Source organism: Pedobacter sp., assembly GCF_037719805.1.
Lineage (GTDB): Bacteria > Bacteroidota > Bacteroidia > Sphingobacteriales > Sphingobacteriaceae > Pedobacter.
In genome coordinates this window covers 204,980-220,208 of record NZ_JBBJLZ010000005.1, presented here as the reverse complement: position 1 = coordinate 220,208, position 15,229 = coordinate 204,980, and the positions used below count along the sequence as shown (strand labels likewise).

15 protein-coding genes are annotated in these 15,229 nt (G+C 40.1%); 11 read left to right on the top strand and 4 right to left on the bottom strand.

Annotation, left to right across the window (positions count from 1 at the left end; genetic code table 11):
* The first annotated feature begins 33 nt into the window (after positions 1–33).
* The 4 genes from WKF66_RS17370 to WKF66_RS17355 all read left to right on the top strand — a co-directional run bounded on the left by WKF66_RS17370 (position 34) and on the right by WKF66_RS17355 (position 4,892).
* Positions 34–903 carry an AraC family transcriptional regulator gene (locus WKF66_RS17370; protein ID WP_489675761.1) on the top strand — a complete coding sequence of 290 codons (870 nt, stop codon included), beginning with the start codon at positions 34–36 and terminating at the stop codon, positions 901–903.
* A 76-nt stretch (positions 904–979) separates the two neighbouring features.
* Positions 980–1,762: a 2Fe-2S iron-sulfur cluster-binding protein gene (locus WKF66_RS17365; protein WP_489675760.1), complete on the top strand. Its 783-nt coding sequence runs from the start codon at positions 980–982 to the stop codon at positions 1,760–1,762.
* An 11-nt stretch (positions 1,763–1,773) separates the two neighbouring features.
* Positions 1,774–2,772: an FAD binding domain-containing protein gene (locus tag WKF66_RS17360; RefSeq protein WP_489675759.1), complete on the top strand. Its 999-nt coding sequence runs from the start codon at positions 1,774–1,776 to the stop codon at positions 2,770–2,772.
* The gene (locus WKF66_RS17355; protein ID WP_489675758.1) at positions 2,769–4,892 is read left to right on the top strand and encodes a xanthine dehydrogenase family protein molybdopterin-binding subunit; all 2,124 of its coding nucleotides are present in this window, start codon (positions 2,769–2,771) and stop codon (positions 4,890–4,892) included. The genes WKF66_RS17360 and WKF66_RS17355 overlap by 4 nt, the downstream gene beginning before the upstream one ends.
* 245 nt (positions 4,893–5,137) lie before the next feature.
* Here the strand turns inward: WKF66_RS17355 and WKF66_RS17350 are convergent, their stop codons facing one another.
* Entirely contained in the window at positions 5,138–6,124 is a 987-nt protein-coding gene (locus WKF66_RS17350; RefSeq protein ID WP_489675757.1) for a family 43 glycosylhydrolase, read from the bottom strand.
* Positions 6,125–6,368: 244 nt separating this feature from the next.
* Here WKF66_RS17350 and WKF66_RS17345 point away from each other — a divergent pair, with 244 nt between their 5' ends.
* Entirely contained in the window at positions 6,369–7,223 is an 855-nt protein-coding gene (locus WKF66_RS17345; protein ID WP_489675756.1) for a formylglycine-generating enzyme family protein, read from the top strand.
* Positions 7,224–7,726: 503 nt separating this feature from the next.
* Here WKF66_RS17345 and WKF66_RS17340 read toward each other — a convergent pair.
* Positions 7,727–8,035, bottom strand: a complete 309-nt coding sequence (locus WKF66_RS17340; protein ID WP_489675755.1) for a hypothetical protein — start codon at positions 8,033–8,035, stop codon at positions 7,727–7,729.
* Positions 8,036–8,439: 404 nt separating this feature from the next.
* Here WKF66_RS17340 and WKF66_RS17335 point away from each other — a divergent pair, with 404 nt between their 5' ends.
* Together WKF66_RS17335 and WKF66_RS17330 are read left to right on the top strand one after the other, a co-directional pair.
* Complete coding sequence (locus WKF66_RS17335; protein WP_489675754.1) at positions 8,440–8,655, top strand: hypothetical protein; 216 nt, start codon at positions 8,440–8,442, stop codon at positions 8,653–8,655.
* Between the two features lie 561 nt (positions 8,656–9,216).
* Positions 9,217–9,720 carry a hypothetical protein gene (locus WKF66_RS17330; RefSeq protein ID WP_489675753.1) on the top strand — a complete coding sequence of 168 codons (504 nt, stop codon included), beginning with the start codon at positions 9,217–9,219 and terminating at the stop codon, positions 9,718–9,720.
* A gap of 240 nt (positions 9,721–9,960) precedes the next feature.
* Here the strand turns inward: WKF66_RS17330 and WKF66_RS17325 are convergent, their stop codons facing one another.
* Entirely contained in the window at positions 9,961–10,659 is a 699-nt protein-coding gene (locus tag WKF66_RS17325) for an SDR family oxidoreductase (protein ID WP_489675752.1), read from the bottom strand.
* 72 nt (positions 10,660–10,731) lie between these two features.
* On the opposite strand from WKF66_RS17325, the gene WKF66_RS17320 reads away from it, so the two are divergent.
* Positions 10,732–11,562, top strand: coding sequence for an ion transporter (locus WKF66_RS17320; protein WP_489675751.1), 831 nt, complete (start codon positions 10,732–10,734; stop codon positions 11,560–11,562).
* Between the two features lie 69 nt (positions 11,563–11,631).
* Here the strand turns inward: WKF66_RS17320 and WKF66_RS17315 are convergent, their stop codons facing one another.
* Entirely contained in the window at positions 11,632–12,633 is a 1,002-nt protein-coding gene (locus WKF66_RS17315; RefSeq protein WP_489675750.1) for a 2-hydroxyacid dehydrogenase, read from the bottom strand.
* 51 nt (positions 12,634–12,684) lie between these two features.
* Here WKF66_RS17315 and WKF66_RS17310 point away from each other — a divergent pair, with 51 nt between their 5' ends.
* From WKF66_RS17310 to WKF66_RS17300, 3 genes are read left to right on the top strand one after another with little or no spacing between them, the layout of a single operon-like run.
* Positions 12,685–13,473 carry a GNAT family N-acetyltransferase gene (locus tag WKF66_RS17310; protein WP_489675749.1) on the top strand — a complete coding sequence of 263 codons (789 nt, stop codon included), beginning with the start codon at positions 12,685–12,687 and terminating at the stop codon, positions 13,471–13,473.
* Positions 13,454–14,230, top strand: a complete 777-nt coding sequence (locus tag WKF66_RS17305) for a carbon-nitrogen hydrolase family protein (RefSeq protein ID WP_489675748.1) — start codon at positions 13,454–13,456, stop codon at positions 14,228–14,230. Before WKF66_RS17310 ends, WKF66_RS17305 begins: the two co-directional genes overlap by 20 nt.
* Positions 14,230–15,153 (top strand): DUF6263 family protein, encoded by a 924-nt coding sequence (locus WKF66_RS17300; RefSeq protein ID WP_489675747.1) that lies wholly within the window; start codon positions 14,230–14,232, stop codon positions 15,151–15,153. The genes WKF66_RS17305 and WKF66_RS17300 overlap by 1 nt, the downstream gene beginning before the upstream one ends.
* The last annotated feature ends 76 nt before the right edge of the window (positions 15,154–15,229 follow it).

Below are 15,229 nucleotides of genomic sequence, written 5' to 3'. Positions count from 1 at the left end.
ACTTTTACTTTATACCATGCAATTATATAGTTTATGAAGGTAGCCATTCATAAGTCTGCGATTCCAGAAACCCAGATGTTCGTTATCAAGGAATTAGAAGACAAGCATTTTGATCCTACCTGGCACGCCCATTCAGAATACCAGTTGTTCGTGGTGCTTGAGGGTACAGGAACGCGCTTTATAGGCGACAGTATTAAATCATTCAGCGCGGGGGAATTAGTATTTACTGGTGCCGACCTTCCGCATTTATGGCGGAGCGACGACTTTTACTTTAAGAAAGACAACAGGCAATCCGTTAAAGGCATCGTAATCTATCTTCAGGAGAATTTTTTAGGGGATCACCTGATGGACAAAGAAGAATTGCTTCAACTTAAGAAGCTTTTTAAGCGATCAGCGCGTGGCCTGGAATTCTATGGTGACCGTAAACAGCGAATCATTTCCATGATGCAGGAGCTTTTGGACATGAGCGGACTAGAGAGCCTTATCCAATTGTTAAGAATTTTGTTGGTCGTTTCACAGACCAAGGAGTATAATTATATCTCTCACACGGAGTATGCTGGCCCATTCAATGAGAATGAGACAGACCGGTTGAACAAAGTATATGAGTATGCTTTGAAAAACTTCCGTAAAAAGATTTCCTTACCTGAGCTTTCGGCAATACTTTTTATGACGCCCACTTCCTTCAGCAGATACTTCAGTATTAGAAACAACAAAACCTTTTCTAAGTTCATTACTGAGCTTCGGGTAAAACATGCCTGTAAGCTGCTAATAGAAACAGATCTCCCTATTTCTACGATATCTTATGATTGCGGATTTAACACGCTCTCCAACTTTAACAAACAGTTCAGAGATGTAATGCTCAAAAAACCGTCTGATTATAAAAATGAATATATGAAGATGTAAGACATAAATGTTACCTCTTAAATTAAACTGAATATGCTAAATTGGTGTTACCTATAAATTCCAAATTACATAACCCATGAAGCAAGACGTCGAAAACACAGGTCTTACCGAAGACGAGCAGAAGCTATTCGAAGACCTGATGCCTGAAGAGTTAGAAGAAATACTGGATACGGGTTTCAACAGGCGCCACTTCGTAAAGCTAATGTCCATAGCGGGGTCAGGTGCGCTGGCAGCACATTTACTTGGAGCAGAACAACTGCTGGCCCGACCATTGACGGATGCAGGTCCCTTGCCGGCTAAGGCGTTGGAGAATGGAATGCAAGTCTCTTTCAATGTAAATGGTGCTAAAAAGTCATTGATGGTAGATTCAAGAATGACTTTACTAGATACACTTCGTGAAAGATTACAATTGACAGGCTCTAAAAAAGGATGTGACCACGGCCAGTGCGGCGCATGTACTGTCATAATCGACGGCAGAAGAGTGCTTTCCTGCCTTACGCTTGCTGCAACCTGCGAAGGTCAGGCGGTTACGACAATTGAAGGCATCGCTAATGGAAATTCGTTACACCCTATTCAAACATCCTTCATTAAACATGATGGATTTCAATGTGGTTATTGTACCTCCGGACAAATTTGTTCGGCAGTCGCACTGCTTGCTGAGGCAAAGAATGGTGATGCGAGTTACGTTACTTCAAATATCAGGGAAGCTGCCGGAGCTGTCAAGCTAACTAACGAAGAAATAAGTGAAAGGATGTCTGGTAATATCTGTCGCTGCGGAGCATATCCCAATATTGTGGATGCGATTCAGGAAGTATATTCAGGTAAGCCCATTCAACAGAATTGGGATTTTGCAGGTTAAGCAACGAAAAAATGAGACCATTTAAATACATTGCAGGGACTTCGATACCTGCATCAGCCACGCTGGTGGCAGCTAAACAAACAACCATGTTTCTAGCGGGAGGCACTAATTTGCTCGACCTGATGAAAGAAGATGTGGAGCGGCCTGAGGAACTTGTCGACATTACCCGTCTGCAATTGTCAAAAATTACAGGTCTCAATGATGGGCCTAATAAGGGTGGTATCTCGTTGGGAAGTCTGGGCAAGAACAGTGAAGCCGCGAACCATAAAGTGATTCGTCAGCGCTATCCGCTTTTATCCCAGGCAATACTCGCCGGAGCCTCTGCTCAAATTCGAAATATGGCGACCAACGGGGGCAATTTAATGCAGCGGACCAGATGCCCATACTTCTATGACGTCGCTATGCCTTGCAATAAAAGATCGCCTGGAACTGGTTGCGGTGCTTACGAAGGGATTAATAGAATGCACGCCATTTTCGGTTGGAATAAAAATTGCGTAGCCGTGTATCCTTCTGATATGGCTGTCGCGTTATCGGCGTTAGATGCCGTAGTGAAAGTACAGACGCCCGAAGGTAAAGTCCGAACTATACCATTTACTGATTTCCACCGATTACCGGGCGAACATCCAGAAAAGGATACCAACCTGGAACATGGGGAATTGATTACCTCGATAGAACTTCCAGATAACGGCTTTGCCACTCATTCTTACTATTTGAAAGTCCGCGACCGGGCCTCCTACGCATTTGCGTTAGTATCCGTTGCTGTAGGACTGGAGGTCAATGAAAATAAAATCACAAAGGCTAGAATTGCGCTGGGAGGCGTTGCGCATAAGCCATGGAGAGCTTTCGCTTCCGAGAAGTTCCTGATCGGAAAAGAGCCTACAGAAGCAAATTTTGACCTGGCTGCTTTAGAAGAAATGGCCCAGGCAATGCCGTTGGAACACAATAAGTTTAAAGTTGAACTTGGTAAACGGGGGATTGCCCGTGCACTTTATATGGCTATGAATCAATGATACTAAAGAAAATCACAGGAACACCGGTTAACAGGATCGATGGCTTGCTAAAAGTTACGGGAAAAGCAACTTATGCTACAGATTATCCAGTGGAAAATCTCGCATATGGTTATCTCGTTAAAAGTACCATCGCGGCAGGAAAGGTTCTTAGTTTTGATCTTGCAGCCGCAGAGAAGCAAGCTGGAGTATTGTCGATCATTACGCATTTGAACGCCCCAAAGTTGAACGAAAAAGGGGGGATAAGAGGCGGTGCACTCTTACAGAGTCCTTCAATAGAATTCAATGGACAACATATCGCATTAGTGATCGCTGAGAGTTATGAGCAGGCGAGAGCTGCTGCCCGTCTGGTAAAAGTTACTTATCAGGAAGAGCCAGGCGCAATAGATTTCGAGAAGCTCAAAAAACAAGCTGTACCCTCCAAAGAACGGGACAAAGAAGATTTAAAGCGTGGAGATGTAAATACAGCCTTCACAAATGCAGCTTTCCTTGTAGATGAGATATATGAAACACCAATTGAGCATCACCAACCGCTGGAGCCACATTCCACCGTGGCTGTTTGGGATGCTGAACGGGTAACGCTCTATAATGGGTCACAAATCATTAATGGTGCGCAGAACGCGGCTGCTTCTACCTTAAATTTAAAGCCTGAGAACGTAAGGATCGTATCTCCACATATCGGGGGTGGTTTCGGTTCCAAAGGCGGACAGTGGGCCAACTTGGTCCTTGCCGCAGTAGCTGCTAAAGAGGTCGGTCGGCCGGTGCATCTCGCCTTAACCAGACAACAAATGTTTAATTCTGTAGGCCTGCGTCAACGGAATGAACAACACATTCGCCTGGCTGCAGATAAGGATGGAAAGCTAACTGGGTTAGCTCATGAAACCGTGACTCACGGTGCAATTCACAATGAGTTTATCGAGCCGTGTGGAGATTGTTCCAAAGTAATGTATGCGGTACCAAATTCCTTGATTACTTATCGGATTGTACCCATGAATGTCATTATACCAACTTATACAAGAGGTCCAGGAAAGTCTACAGGAAGTTTCGCATTAGAGTCCGCAATTGATGAATTGGCTCACAAACTGAAAATGGATCCCATCGCATTCAGGTTAAAAAATGAACCTGAGACAGATTCTTCAAATGGAAAGCCATGGTCTTCCCGCAGGTTAGTCGATTGTTTGAAGGAAGGCGCAAAAGCGTTTGGATGGGAGAAGCGGAACGCTCTTCCAGGTCAGACAATTGATGGTAATTATTTAATAGGATACGGCGTTGCTTGTGGTACTTATCCCGCCCGGCAGCAGGGCAGCTCCGCTATAGTCAAGTTGAGAAAAAATGGAAGGAAGGTCGAAGCAGTAGTTGAACTTGCAGCTGCAGATCTGGGTACAGGTACACATACGATTGTTGCCCAGACCGCCGCGGATGGCCTTGGCCTACCAATTACGCAGGTTCAGGTTTTAATAGGAGACTCTAATTTACCGCCAGCTGCAGGATCGGTAGGTTCTGTTGGAGCAGCGAGTTATTCCAATGTGGTAAGTGAAGGATGCGTGCAAATTACCAATGAGCTTATTACCAAATCGGGTAAACAGTTTTTTGTACGACCCACAGCTGCGGAGATTATGGTTTCTGAAGATACGGAAAGCTATCAGGTTCGCGTGGATTCTAAGCCCCCTGAAAATGCAGGACAATATTCTTCACATAGCTTCAATGCTAACTTTGCAGAAGTCTGGGTCAACCGTTCGACTGGTATGGTTAAAGTGAAGCGCTTTTTAGCGGTTACTGCGGCTGGTAAAATTCTCAACCCTAAAACTGCCAGGTCACAGATCATTGGCGGAAATGTTTGGGGTATCGGGATGGCGCTTACTGAAGAATCAATTATCGACCCCAGGTATGGTAATTTTATCACCAGGTCTTTTGCCGATTATCATGTTCCCTCTAACCTGGATATTGGAAAAATGGATACAATTTTTATCAACGAAGAAGATACGGTCCCAAATAAACTAGGCGTAAAGGGAATTGGAGAGGTGGGCATTGTTGGTGTTGCAGGGGCTGTTGCCAATGCGATCTTTAATGCTACAGGCAAGAGAATTCGAAATCTTCCAATTACACCGGACAAATTACTTTAAGCTACAATAAAGCAAATAGCTAGGATAATCTTTTTTGAGCCACAATATTTATAAATATGTAGGGATGATAGCCTCATTGAGTAATTAAGATGGTCTATTTTGTTATTATTGCAAAATATGGGATCCTTTATTTCATATTTTCATTTCGTTGACAACACTGCAGCGGTAAATGTGCATAAAATGACTTACAGCTAAAGAGAACGAGGAAAACTTAATTGACTTTAGAATGCTAAATGATTGCACTTCTATTGTTTTTTTATAATATATGGTCCTTTTTTTGTCCACCCAATCTTGAGGTTTGAAAGGTACCATGATTTGCCCTTATCATTATTTCCTTGGTAGAAAAGGTACGTCTGACCATTTTCATCTTCGAAAATACATGGGTGTCCGGATTCACTGGAATTCCAACTTCCGATTTTTCCGTTGCTTAGAAATGGCTTCTGATTACTTCGCTTCCAGTTTATCCCGTCTATGCTTTCTGCTACGCCTATTTGTTGAGGTTCATTATTGTAACTACCCGCATAAAACATATATAGCTTATTGTTGCGCTTAATTATACTCGCTCCCTCAATGCATTTTCCTTCCCAGGAAAGCTTAGGGTAAATTATCGACCGATCAACTACCTGCTTCCATGCAGTTTTGCCAAAGCCAGAGCTTGCTGTTGCTACCGCAACACCCTGTTTTTGTATGAGGCCTTCTGGATCTCTTGTTGCGAAATAAAGAAAATAGCTGTCCATGTAAGGATATACTTCTGCATCAATTGCTCGGCCATTGGTCCAAGCTCCCCTAGGTGAAAAGACAGGGTTAGAAGGATCTCGATCAAAGTTTATTCCATCTGTAGAATAAGCATAGCAGATTGCATCTTTAGGGCCATTGCCATAGGTCTGGTAAAAAAGATGCACTTTACCGTCCTTTACAATAGCACCTGGCGCACAAAGCCCCTTCTGCTCATATGATGCCTTGGGGGTTATTTCCGCTACTTTTTTCCAGGTATAAAGATCTTTACTTTGCGCGATTCCAATGTTCCATCCCTGCATGCCATCTCTTTCATTCTGAAAAGTTTGTTTAGAATAGTACATCAAATAGCGCCCACGGAATTTCACAACTATTGGATCTTTTGCAATATGGATGTTACTTTCGGAGGTGTCTGTAAAGTACATTTTAGGCTTAGTCTGCGCATTTAGGCTAATGAAGGAAATGGCAAGCAAAATATTAAATATAGCGTGTTTCATTAATCGTGATAGTAATTGTCTAAGAATGAGCTAAAGGTTATTTAGAAGGTATGTTTTAGTAATTAGTTTCTATTACAAAAATATCGATTTATGTCCAGGAAAGTACTTGAATTCTTAGCAAGAAACTACGACTATCAAGCATGGTGTATATTTAGATTTACAATATTTAAATTTCGATTTACAATCAAAATTCTCAAGAAGAAAAATATCAAAGTAGATTAGTAATAATCAATTTTTATAGAATATGGAAAAGGAGTTTAGCTATGGACCAAAAGTTCCGGAAAGGCTGTTAAAAGATATATTAGTAAAATACATTTCAATTACTTCTGTACTTTTAGGGGCTCTAGGTATCTTCTGGTCGCAAAACAACCCTAAAACATCAAAATATGCAGCAGTAGTCCAATATCTTTCTTTCATGACTATCAGTCAAGATGAACATATTTACGAGCTCAATATGGTAACTGTGCAAGGCGGCAGGTTTGCCATGGGTGGCAATAACAACAATGATGAAAAGCCTATACATAATGTTACCCTAAGCAGTTTTAAAATAGCCAAATATGAAATTACACAGGGCCAATGGCAAAAGATTATGGGGACTCATCAATTTAGTCATAAGGATTGTTTGAATTGCCCTGTTGAAAGTGTAGGCTGGGATGAGGTACAAACATTTATAAAAAGGTTGAATACGCTATCATGTAAAAACTATCGCCTGCCCACTGAAGCAGAATGGGAATACGCTGCAAGAGGGGGTACGCATAGCAAGAAATTGGAATATGCAGGTAGTGATGATATCAATGAGGTAGCCTGGACTTATGACAATAGCGCATCAAATACGCATATTGTTGGACAAAAAAAACCTAACGAACTTGGGTTGTATGATATGTCGGGCAATGTTTGGGAATGGTGCAACGATTGGTATGATGAAAACTATTATATAAAAAGTCCTACAAATGATCCAAAAGGCCCTAAAAGAGGTCCTCATCATATTATTCGAGGCGGTAGCTGGAGTCGTAAGCCTGCTATTAGCCGCGTTGCATATCGAAACCGCGAGAGGATAGGCAATCGTTATATTGGGTTCAGGCTCGCTTCTTCCCTATAGTATTATTGAAAATCTTTTTGGTAAAAGAAAAAAGTTGGAGTATTGATAAGGTGCTAAACTGATACCTTCGTTTTTTAAGACTGTAACAATAGTTTTTTCTCTAGTTGGTTTATTGCAGCTTTCATAGCGAACTCACCCTCAACTTAATGAAAAGTCGCTTTGAAATCGTATATTGATTACCAATTTAATTGTTGTGTATAGGAGAAACAGAAAAAAAGACATAAGATACTGGCAGGATTACTTGTCGGGAAAAGGAATTGCGCGTGAAAGCCTACTTGACAAGCAAAAATGGCCACTGTATTTACTGATATTGATTGTAACCTTAATTATGTATCTAATCTTCTAACGAATAAGGTAAAACATTCCAATTACAGTTTCTTACTTATAACTGCGGAGGTTATCTGAATTATTAAGTTCGTTATTTGAGACAGCTATCAAGCCTTAAGTGAATGTTATGTATTAGGAATTCATCAGAGTTGAATGGTAATATTAACTATCTAATTTCAGTTTACCAACTTTAAGTTTATTAAAGGAATATCAAGAATTTCCTGATAACCCAAATGGTCTGAGAGTTTTTCTTGTGCTTTTGAGCCTTTTGCGATTCTAATAGAGACAACCCCATCTTTAACCTTTGAGCCATTTACTCGATCACCTAGGGCATAACATTTTTTAGTAACGCCTACTACACCACCTACAACAACTTCAGTGCAGTATGGGTTAATAAATTCGTAGGTATAATCATCGTAGTCTTTTTTACAACTAACTATTATAAACAGAATTACTATAAGACTTAGAACCTTTAACATTGTCATAACTAACTTTTACAATAATTGAGATTGAAAGGGAATCTAATATAGCATAGCTTTTTAATGAAGTCAAGTTATCTTTATGTTAAGACTTATCCTAAGATTGCAATAGTTTTGAATTAAACATACTAAAGGATTAGCTCTGTTGTTAGTCACCTTCGTTTTCTGAGATTCATTTTTCTTTTTGCCATATTGAAGCTTTAAGAGGCAGCTAAAAGAAAAAAGGTTATTATGAGTGGGCATACCTTCTCAAATTAGAGGTGCTGCCGTCGGCGGTTAGAGTGGAACTGATGTTATTGCGGCTAGTTATCATTGAAGGAAGGCTAAAAATATAATATCCTAGAGAGTTATCTTGCAAGATCTTTAGGCAGAAACAAAGTGGGTTTTTAATGGTATATTATCACCTCAGAATGTATAGCCAAATAAATAACGGCGAACGTAAGTATTTTGGAATGACTGTTAATGAACGCTTATATGTTAGCGGATTATCTAATAAATATCATGAGGCAGTCAACAACAAAGATATTCGCGCTGCTATAACAATACTTAAAGAAGTCGAATTGGGTCTTGAAAACATCAAGGCCATTTTGAAGTTTGATGGCTTAATTAGTGATGATTTTGAATAAATAAACTTCTGGTGCAAGCGTCTGCTTGTGGTTCGAGTAATAGAGTCAAAATCATTCTGCGTCTCCAAAGTAAAAGCTAATTCAAGTTTAATCCACTTAATCTAGTATATATTAGTTCCTTTTTTGAGATAATAATAAGTCACTTGGCACTGGTAAGTTGGATGAACTTTCATTTTGGTATAGCTACTAGGTAGGGACCATACAAATTAAAATTTGCAACAGCTTGTTGCAAATTTAATGTAGTTTCAACAAGCTGTTTTTAATTTTTGGTTTTTAAGACAACAACTGTATAACCCATAAATGAATTTCTGTCGAAGGCTAATCTATAAACTAACGCATCATATTCATCACTACTGCACGTTGGTCGACCAATCTGTTTTCTATTAAAGTAATGTAACCGGGATCTCAAATTATAGCTGCCTTTAATAGATATTCGCTTATAGTTGAGATAGTTCGAATATTTAAAGTCTTATGATTGATTTTGGTTAAAAGAAATATATGTTAGTGGATAGCGCATATCATTGGTTTTAGGCTATTTTAGTTCAAAAAATCTACTAATAAGTGCCGACAGGAATTATTATCATACTTGCAATTATTTTAGTAATTATTATTGGGCTAATCTATTTAATTTTTCGGTGGCTTAATAAAATCGAACAAACAGAAATAGGACTTTGGCTTTTTACATTAATATTCTTTGGTCTGACTTACTTAATATATACAGTCTTAAATCCGACCGATAGGTTTTATAAAGACGAGTTCGAAAACTATACCGGACTACAATTTCCTGAATCAGGGAAAATATTAATGAAAAACGCTACTTATCCAGATCAACATGGGGATTATTCTGCTCATGCAGTCTTTAAAGTTGACAAAAAAGACTTTTTAAAAATAACCGAACAAATTCGAAAAAGTATTAAATTTCAAATTGCCACAGACAAATTCTCAAGACCTACAACAAATTATAAAACACAATACCTTTTAAATTCAAGAGACTTAGGGTTAGCTTTTGAATTGAAGTTTGACACAAAAACGAATACAATTGAAATGCAAAGAAATAGCTGGTAAAAAAACGACCATTTTTTGATAATGGAATATAGAAATGCCCTGCCGGCGGCGTGTTGTCATTAAGCCAACTTTAAAAAAGTTGACTGAACAACAACAGATAATACTAAATTTGAAATCTCGTCAACAGACCAGTCCGATTTCTGGGAGGGCGACACTTTGGCTCTTATGACCAGGCAAGCCAGGCGGTGGATCGTGCTTCAGCCATATCCCTTTATTAACGACACGACCTCTTACGAATCATTACGGGTTCGTTGCCCAAACATTTATTTCAGGTATAAAGCCAACGTTGCTCATGCCAAGTGTAGAAACAATAACTTCAGCAATTTCAAAACCCTTAAGTTTATTTTCTACGTCTGCCGATTTATAACCTAGCTTATCTGCGAAAGGAGTGACCACTTCACTAGGGTTGATCTGAGTAACTTTCACATTGTATTTTCGAAGTTCTGCCTGCCAGCACATAGTTAAGCCTGTCATTGCAGCTTTACTGGATACATAAGCAGAACCATTCGCAAAGCCTTTTACTGCACCCATAGAGGATACATTGAAAATGTTGCCAGTCTTCTGTTCGATGAAATGCTTGGCTGCAAGTTTTCCGCAGATGAAAGCGCTCCTGGTATTGGTTTCCCAAATTCTAGTGAAGTCTTCAGCGGAAGTTTCTACCAATGACCCCATAAATCCCAGGCCTGCATTGTTGATCAACACATTTAGTCCGCCCATCTTCTCTAATGCAAATGCAAATAGGTTCTCCAGATCTGCTTCATTAGAGACGTCTGCTTTGATGCCAAAAACACCCAGTTCTTTTGAAACATTCTCTACTGTGACTGCATCCCTTCCACAGATCACTACTTGTGCGCCTTTTGAGCGAAGTAGCTTCGCAGTCTCATAACCAATACCTGACGTCCCGCCTGTAAGTATAACTTTTGCCGTATTTAAATCCATAGTTTGATAGCAACAATTTCTAAGCCGATTAGTTAGTGACACAAAAGCAGCATTCTGTTTGTTGTCACTTCAATGGCAAACAACAAAGCAGATACCTGGCAGTTCAAGCTACATGAGGTTATTTATGAATCAAACACCCCAGGGGGGAAAGCGTTTGACATCGCTCTTCTGTTCGCAATCTTTACGAGCATTACTGTCGTTATGCTGGATAGCGTTGCGGGCATTCATGCAAAATATGGAATATTGATGCAGCGCATGGAATGGGGCTTTACTATACTGTTCACCATTGAGTATTTCCTGCGATTAATCTGCATTAATAAGCCCCTTAAATATGTGTTTAGTGGATTGGGAATCATAGATCTTATTGCACTTATACCCTCATACCTAAGCATTATTTTCATTGGAGCGCATTCGCTTCTTGTTTTCAGAGCTTTGAGATTATTAAGGATTTTCAGAATCTTTAAGTTAGGACATTTTTTAACAGAAATTAACTTTCTTACTGCCGCACTGAAAGGTAGCATTAGAAAGATTAGCATTTTCCTGCTCACGGTTTTAATGCTTACAGTGATCCTGGGTTCGATCATGTATCTGGTAGAGCAACGGGAGAACGGTTTCTCCAATATTCCTGAAAGCATCTATTGGGCGATTGTTACCATCACCACTGTGGGTTATGGAGACATTTCACCGGTTACCCCTATGGGTAAGTTTGTGGCCTCTGTCGTAATGCTCATTGGTTATGCCATCATTGCTGTGCCTACAGGAATTCTGACACATGACCTGGCAATGCTTGCACGGACCAAAAAGGAACTACATGAATCCTGTCCTAATTGTAGCAGGGAAGGCCATGATGAAGATGCAGAGTATTGTAAATTCTGCGGTGCTTCATTACATCGAAATGCTTAGTTGGTATCGGAATAGATAACTTACCTTAGTTAAGCAAGTCATTTGGTAAAGCTAGCTAATGGTTAATGTTTAAACCAGGATTACAGATGGGTCTTTAGGCTCCAATCCGTTCGTTATCTCATTAATACTATTTAAAGTAATCGATGCAATCTGCGCCAATGCATCTTCGGTGAAGAATGCCTGATGACCGGTTAGCAGAACGTTTGGAAAACTCATTAGCCTTTGAATATCATCATCCTTTATTATGCTGCCAGATAAATCTTTGAAAAACAATTTTTCTTCCTGTTCATAAACATCTACACCTAAATAGGCAATTTGCCCAGTTTTTAAGGCTTCAATGACATCATGAGTATTGAGTAAACCTCCGCGGCTTGTATTGATAATCGTAACATTATGTTGCATCAATCCCAATGATTGAGCACTGATCAAATGGTGGTTTTCATGGCTAAGCGGACAATGCAAAGATATGATCTCAGAGGCGCGTAGTAACTCATCAAATTCGTTGTATTTAACACCCAACCCTATTAACTCTTCATCTTGAAAAGGGTCGTAAGCCAACACTTTACATCCAAACCCTAACATGATCTTACAAAATGCCTTGCCTATCTTCCCGGTTCCGATTACTCCTACAGTTTTACCATGGAGATTGAAACCCATCAGGCCATTCAGAGAAAAGTTTTGCTCTCTAACCCGGTTATAGGCTTTATGAGTTTTTCTATTTAAGGTTAATAGCATTGCAACCGCATGTTCCGCTACTGCCTCAGGAGAATACGCGGGCACACGACAAACCCGTATTCCAAACTGTTTAGCAGCATCCAGGTCCACATTGTTAAAACCAGCACAACGTAAGGCGATGATCTTTACTCCTTTTTCCGCAAGCGTTTCGATTACCTCAGCGGTTAATTTGTCATTCACGAATATACAAACCACTTCTGTGCCCTGATCTACAGCGTTTACAATGTGTGGACCAAGATGCGTTTCCCAGAACTCCAATTGAAACTTAAAGTCCCCGTTGTGTTTCTCGAAAAACATTTTATCATATGGCTTGGCAGAAAAGAATGCGATCTTCATTTCTAAAGATACATTTAATTATATTCGCCTCACCTACTGAAAACAATGAATATGGACAACGAAAATAAAAGTGAAGACTTAAAGATTGAGTTAAGAACACTCACGAAAGATGATTATTTGCGCCTTAAATCGTCTATGATCGAAGCTTATTCTGAATGGGAAGGAGCTTCAGTTTGGGGAGAGCAGCACATCAACACATTAATTGAAATATTTCCTGAAGGTCAGATCTGCCTTGTCGTAAATGACGCAATCGCGGGTTGTGCGTTATCACTAATAGTAAATTACGAACTTTTCGGAGACAACCATACCTACGCGCAAATAACGGGCAACTATACTTTTTCTACCCATGACGAGGAGGGAGATGTACTGTATGGAATTGACTTCTTTGTGCATCCTGACTTCAGAGGAATGAGAATCGGAAGAAGACTTTACGATGCCAGAAAAGAAATCTGTGAACGTCTTAATTTAAGAGCCATTATCGCAGGCGGTAGAATCCCTGAGTATAAAAATTACGCAAGTCAGCTTACTCCAAGGGAGTACCTACTCAAAGTAAAAGGCAAAGAGATTCATGATTCGACGCTGTCGTTTCAGTTGGCAAACGACTTCCATGTTAGAAAAATACTGAAAGGTTATCTTCCAGGTGACACCCAGTCCCTTGAGTATGCATCTCTTTTAGAGTGGAATAATATTTATTACAACGAAGAAGCGAAACACATTAATTCTAAAAAGTCGATCATCAGACTGGGCTTGGTACAATGGCAAATGAGACCGTTTCCAAATCTGGAATCCATTGTAGAGCAGATTGAATTCTTCGTATGTAGTGAGCGACTATCAAAGTGATTTTGTCATGTTCCCTGAGTTTTTCAACGCACCATTGATGTCGGCCTATAATCACCTTGGCAGTGCTGATGCGATGCGTGAGATTGCCAACTTTACCATTCCTCTACGGGACAAGTTCATGGAGTTTGCTGTTAGTTACAATATCAATATCATTACAGGAAGTATGCCTTATCTGGATCATGGCGTGTTGTATAACGTTGGCTTTCTTTGCAGAAGAGATGGCTCTTACGAAATGTACAGAAAGATCCACATCACACCAGCGGAAAAAAGCGGATGGGGAATGGTAGGAGGTGATTCCATTGTAACTTATGATACCGATTGCGGAAGAATTGGTATCCTGATCTGTTATGATGTGGAATTCCCAGAACTACCAAGACTTCTTGCTGAGCAAGGCATGCAAATTCTGTTTGTTCCTTTTATGACAGATACGCAAAATGGTTACACCCGGGTGAGGAGTTGTGCACAGGCGCGTGCAATCGAAAATGAATGCTACGTAGCAATTGCCGGAAGTGTTGGGAACTTGCCAAAGGTTCACAATATGGATATTCAGTATGCGCAGTCGGCAGTATTTACGCCTTCAGATTTTTCATTCCCAAGTAACGGAATCAAGGCAGAGGCAACGCCAAATGCGGAAATGACTTTGATTGCAGATGTAGACGTAGACTTATTGAAGGAGCTTCATAATTTTGGTGCGGTTAGGAACTTAAAAGATCGTAGATTAGATATATACAAGATCTTAAATAAGAGCAAAAAATAATGAAAACGTACTTCTCAATCGCCCTCTTAGCCCTTACAGCGTTCGGCTGTAAGTCTCAGTCGGAAAAAATCACCATCAAACTGGAAAAGGGGCAGATCTATACCCAGACGATGTCTCTTAAATCTTCCAGTGAGCAAACAATCAGTGGAACTAAAACAAACTTAACTACGTTGTCAGAATCTAGCAGTAGGTTGGAAGTTATGGATGTGAAAGACACCGTATACACGCTTAAGGCCACCTTCGAAACGCTTTCAACCAAAATGGTTAAAGATGGTGATACAACAGATAACAGTAAGGCGGTTGCCGGGAATCCGACCGCTGAGATCCTTCCAAAAATGATCGGGAAATCTTACACCATGCTCATGTCCAATAGGGGCAGGATTTTGGAGACCAAAGGATTGGACGTTATGTTTGATGATCTTTTTAAGAATATGCCAGCTGCTGCAGATGCCATTAGGGTAATGATGCGCAAGTCTTTAGCGAGTGCTTATGGCGATTCTGCAATTAGAAAGAGTGCCGAAATGAGCAGTGCTATATATGCTGCAAAGGCGGTGAAAGAAGGAGATTCATGGCCGGTAGAAAACAGTGGTGGGAACAACATCATGACTCCGAAGATAAAAGGTATGTATACGCTGGATAAAGTAAGCAGTTCAGAATACCTGATTAGTAACAAGTCAACAATTGAAGTAAAAAATAATCCTACTCCAATTGAGATGAATAATATGTCGATGAAATATGCTGTTTCTGGAACAATGACCTCTAATAATAAGGTAGATAGGAAAACAGGGATGATCATGGAGATGAAAGCGGTCCAGAATATTTCGGGCACGATTATTTTAAAAGCACCTTCGTTACCGGACGAAATGGTGATGCCTATTCTGGCGAAGAATGAAATTACTATGACTACGACTTTCAAAAAATAGCAATGAGGCAATGGTGTAAATTGCCTCATTGCTTCTTTTTATACCGATCAAAGCTCACTTTGAGGTAGTGTATGAG

Bases quoted from the DNA above. Each gene is read 5' to 3' on its own strand.
- WKF66_RS17370 (WP_489675761.1), top strand. From the start codon at position 34: ATGAAGGTAGCCATTCATAAGTCTGCGATTCCAGAAACCCAGATGTTC.
- WKF66_RS17365 (WP_489675760.1), top strand. From the start codon at position 980: ATGAAGCAAGACGTCGAAAACACAGGTCTTACCGAAGACGAGCAGAAG.
- WKF66_RS17360 (WP_489675759.1), top strand. From the start codon at position 1,774: ATGAGACCATTTAAATACATTGCAGGGACTTCGATACCTGCATCAGCC.
- WKF66_RS17355 (WP_489675758.1), top strand. From the start codon at position 2,769: ATGATACTAAAGAAAATCACAGGAACACCGGTTAACAGGATCGATGGC.
- WKF66_RS17350 (WP_489675757.1), bottom strand. From the start codon at position 6,124: ATGAAACACGCTATATTTAATATTTTGCTTGCCATTTCCTTCATTAGC.
- WKF66_RS17345 (WP_489675756.1), top strand. From the start codon at position 6,369: ATGGAAAAGGAGTTTAGCTATGGACCAAAAGTTCCGGAAAGGCTGTTA.
- WKF66_RS17340 (WP_489675755.1), bottom strand. From the start codon at position 8,035: ATGACAATGTTAAAGGTTCTAAGTCTTATAGTAATTCTGTTTATAATA.
- WKF66_RS17335 (WP_489675754.1), top strand. From the start codon at position 8,440: ATGTATAGCCAAATAAATAACGGCGAACGTAAGTATTTTGGAATGACT.
- WKF66_RS17325 (WP_489675752.1), bottom strand. From the start codon at position 10,659: ATGGATTTAAATACGGCAAAAGTTATACTTACAGGCGGGACGTCAGGT.
- WKF66_RS17320 (WP_489675751.1), top strand. From the start codon at position 10,732: ATGGCAAACAACAAAGCAGATACCTGGCAGTTCAAGCTACATGAGGTT.
- WKF66_RS17315 (WP_489675750.1), bottom strand. From the start codon at position 12,633: ATGAAGATCGCATTCTTTTCTGCCAAGCCATATGATAAAATGTTTTTC.
- WKF66_RS17310 (WP_489675749.1), top strand. From the start codon at position 12,685: ATGGACAACGAAAATAAAAGTGAAGACTTAAAGATTGAGTTAAGAACA.
- WKF66_RS17300 (WP_489675747.1), top strand. From the start codon at position 14,230: ATGAAAACGTACTTCTCAATCGCCCTCTTAGCCCTTACAGCGTTCGGC.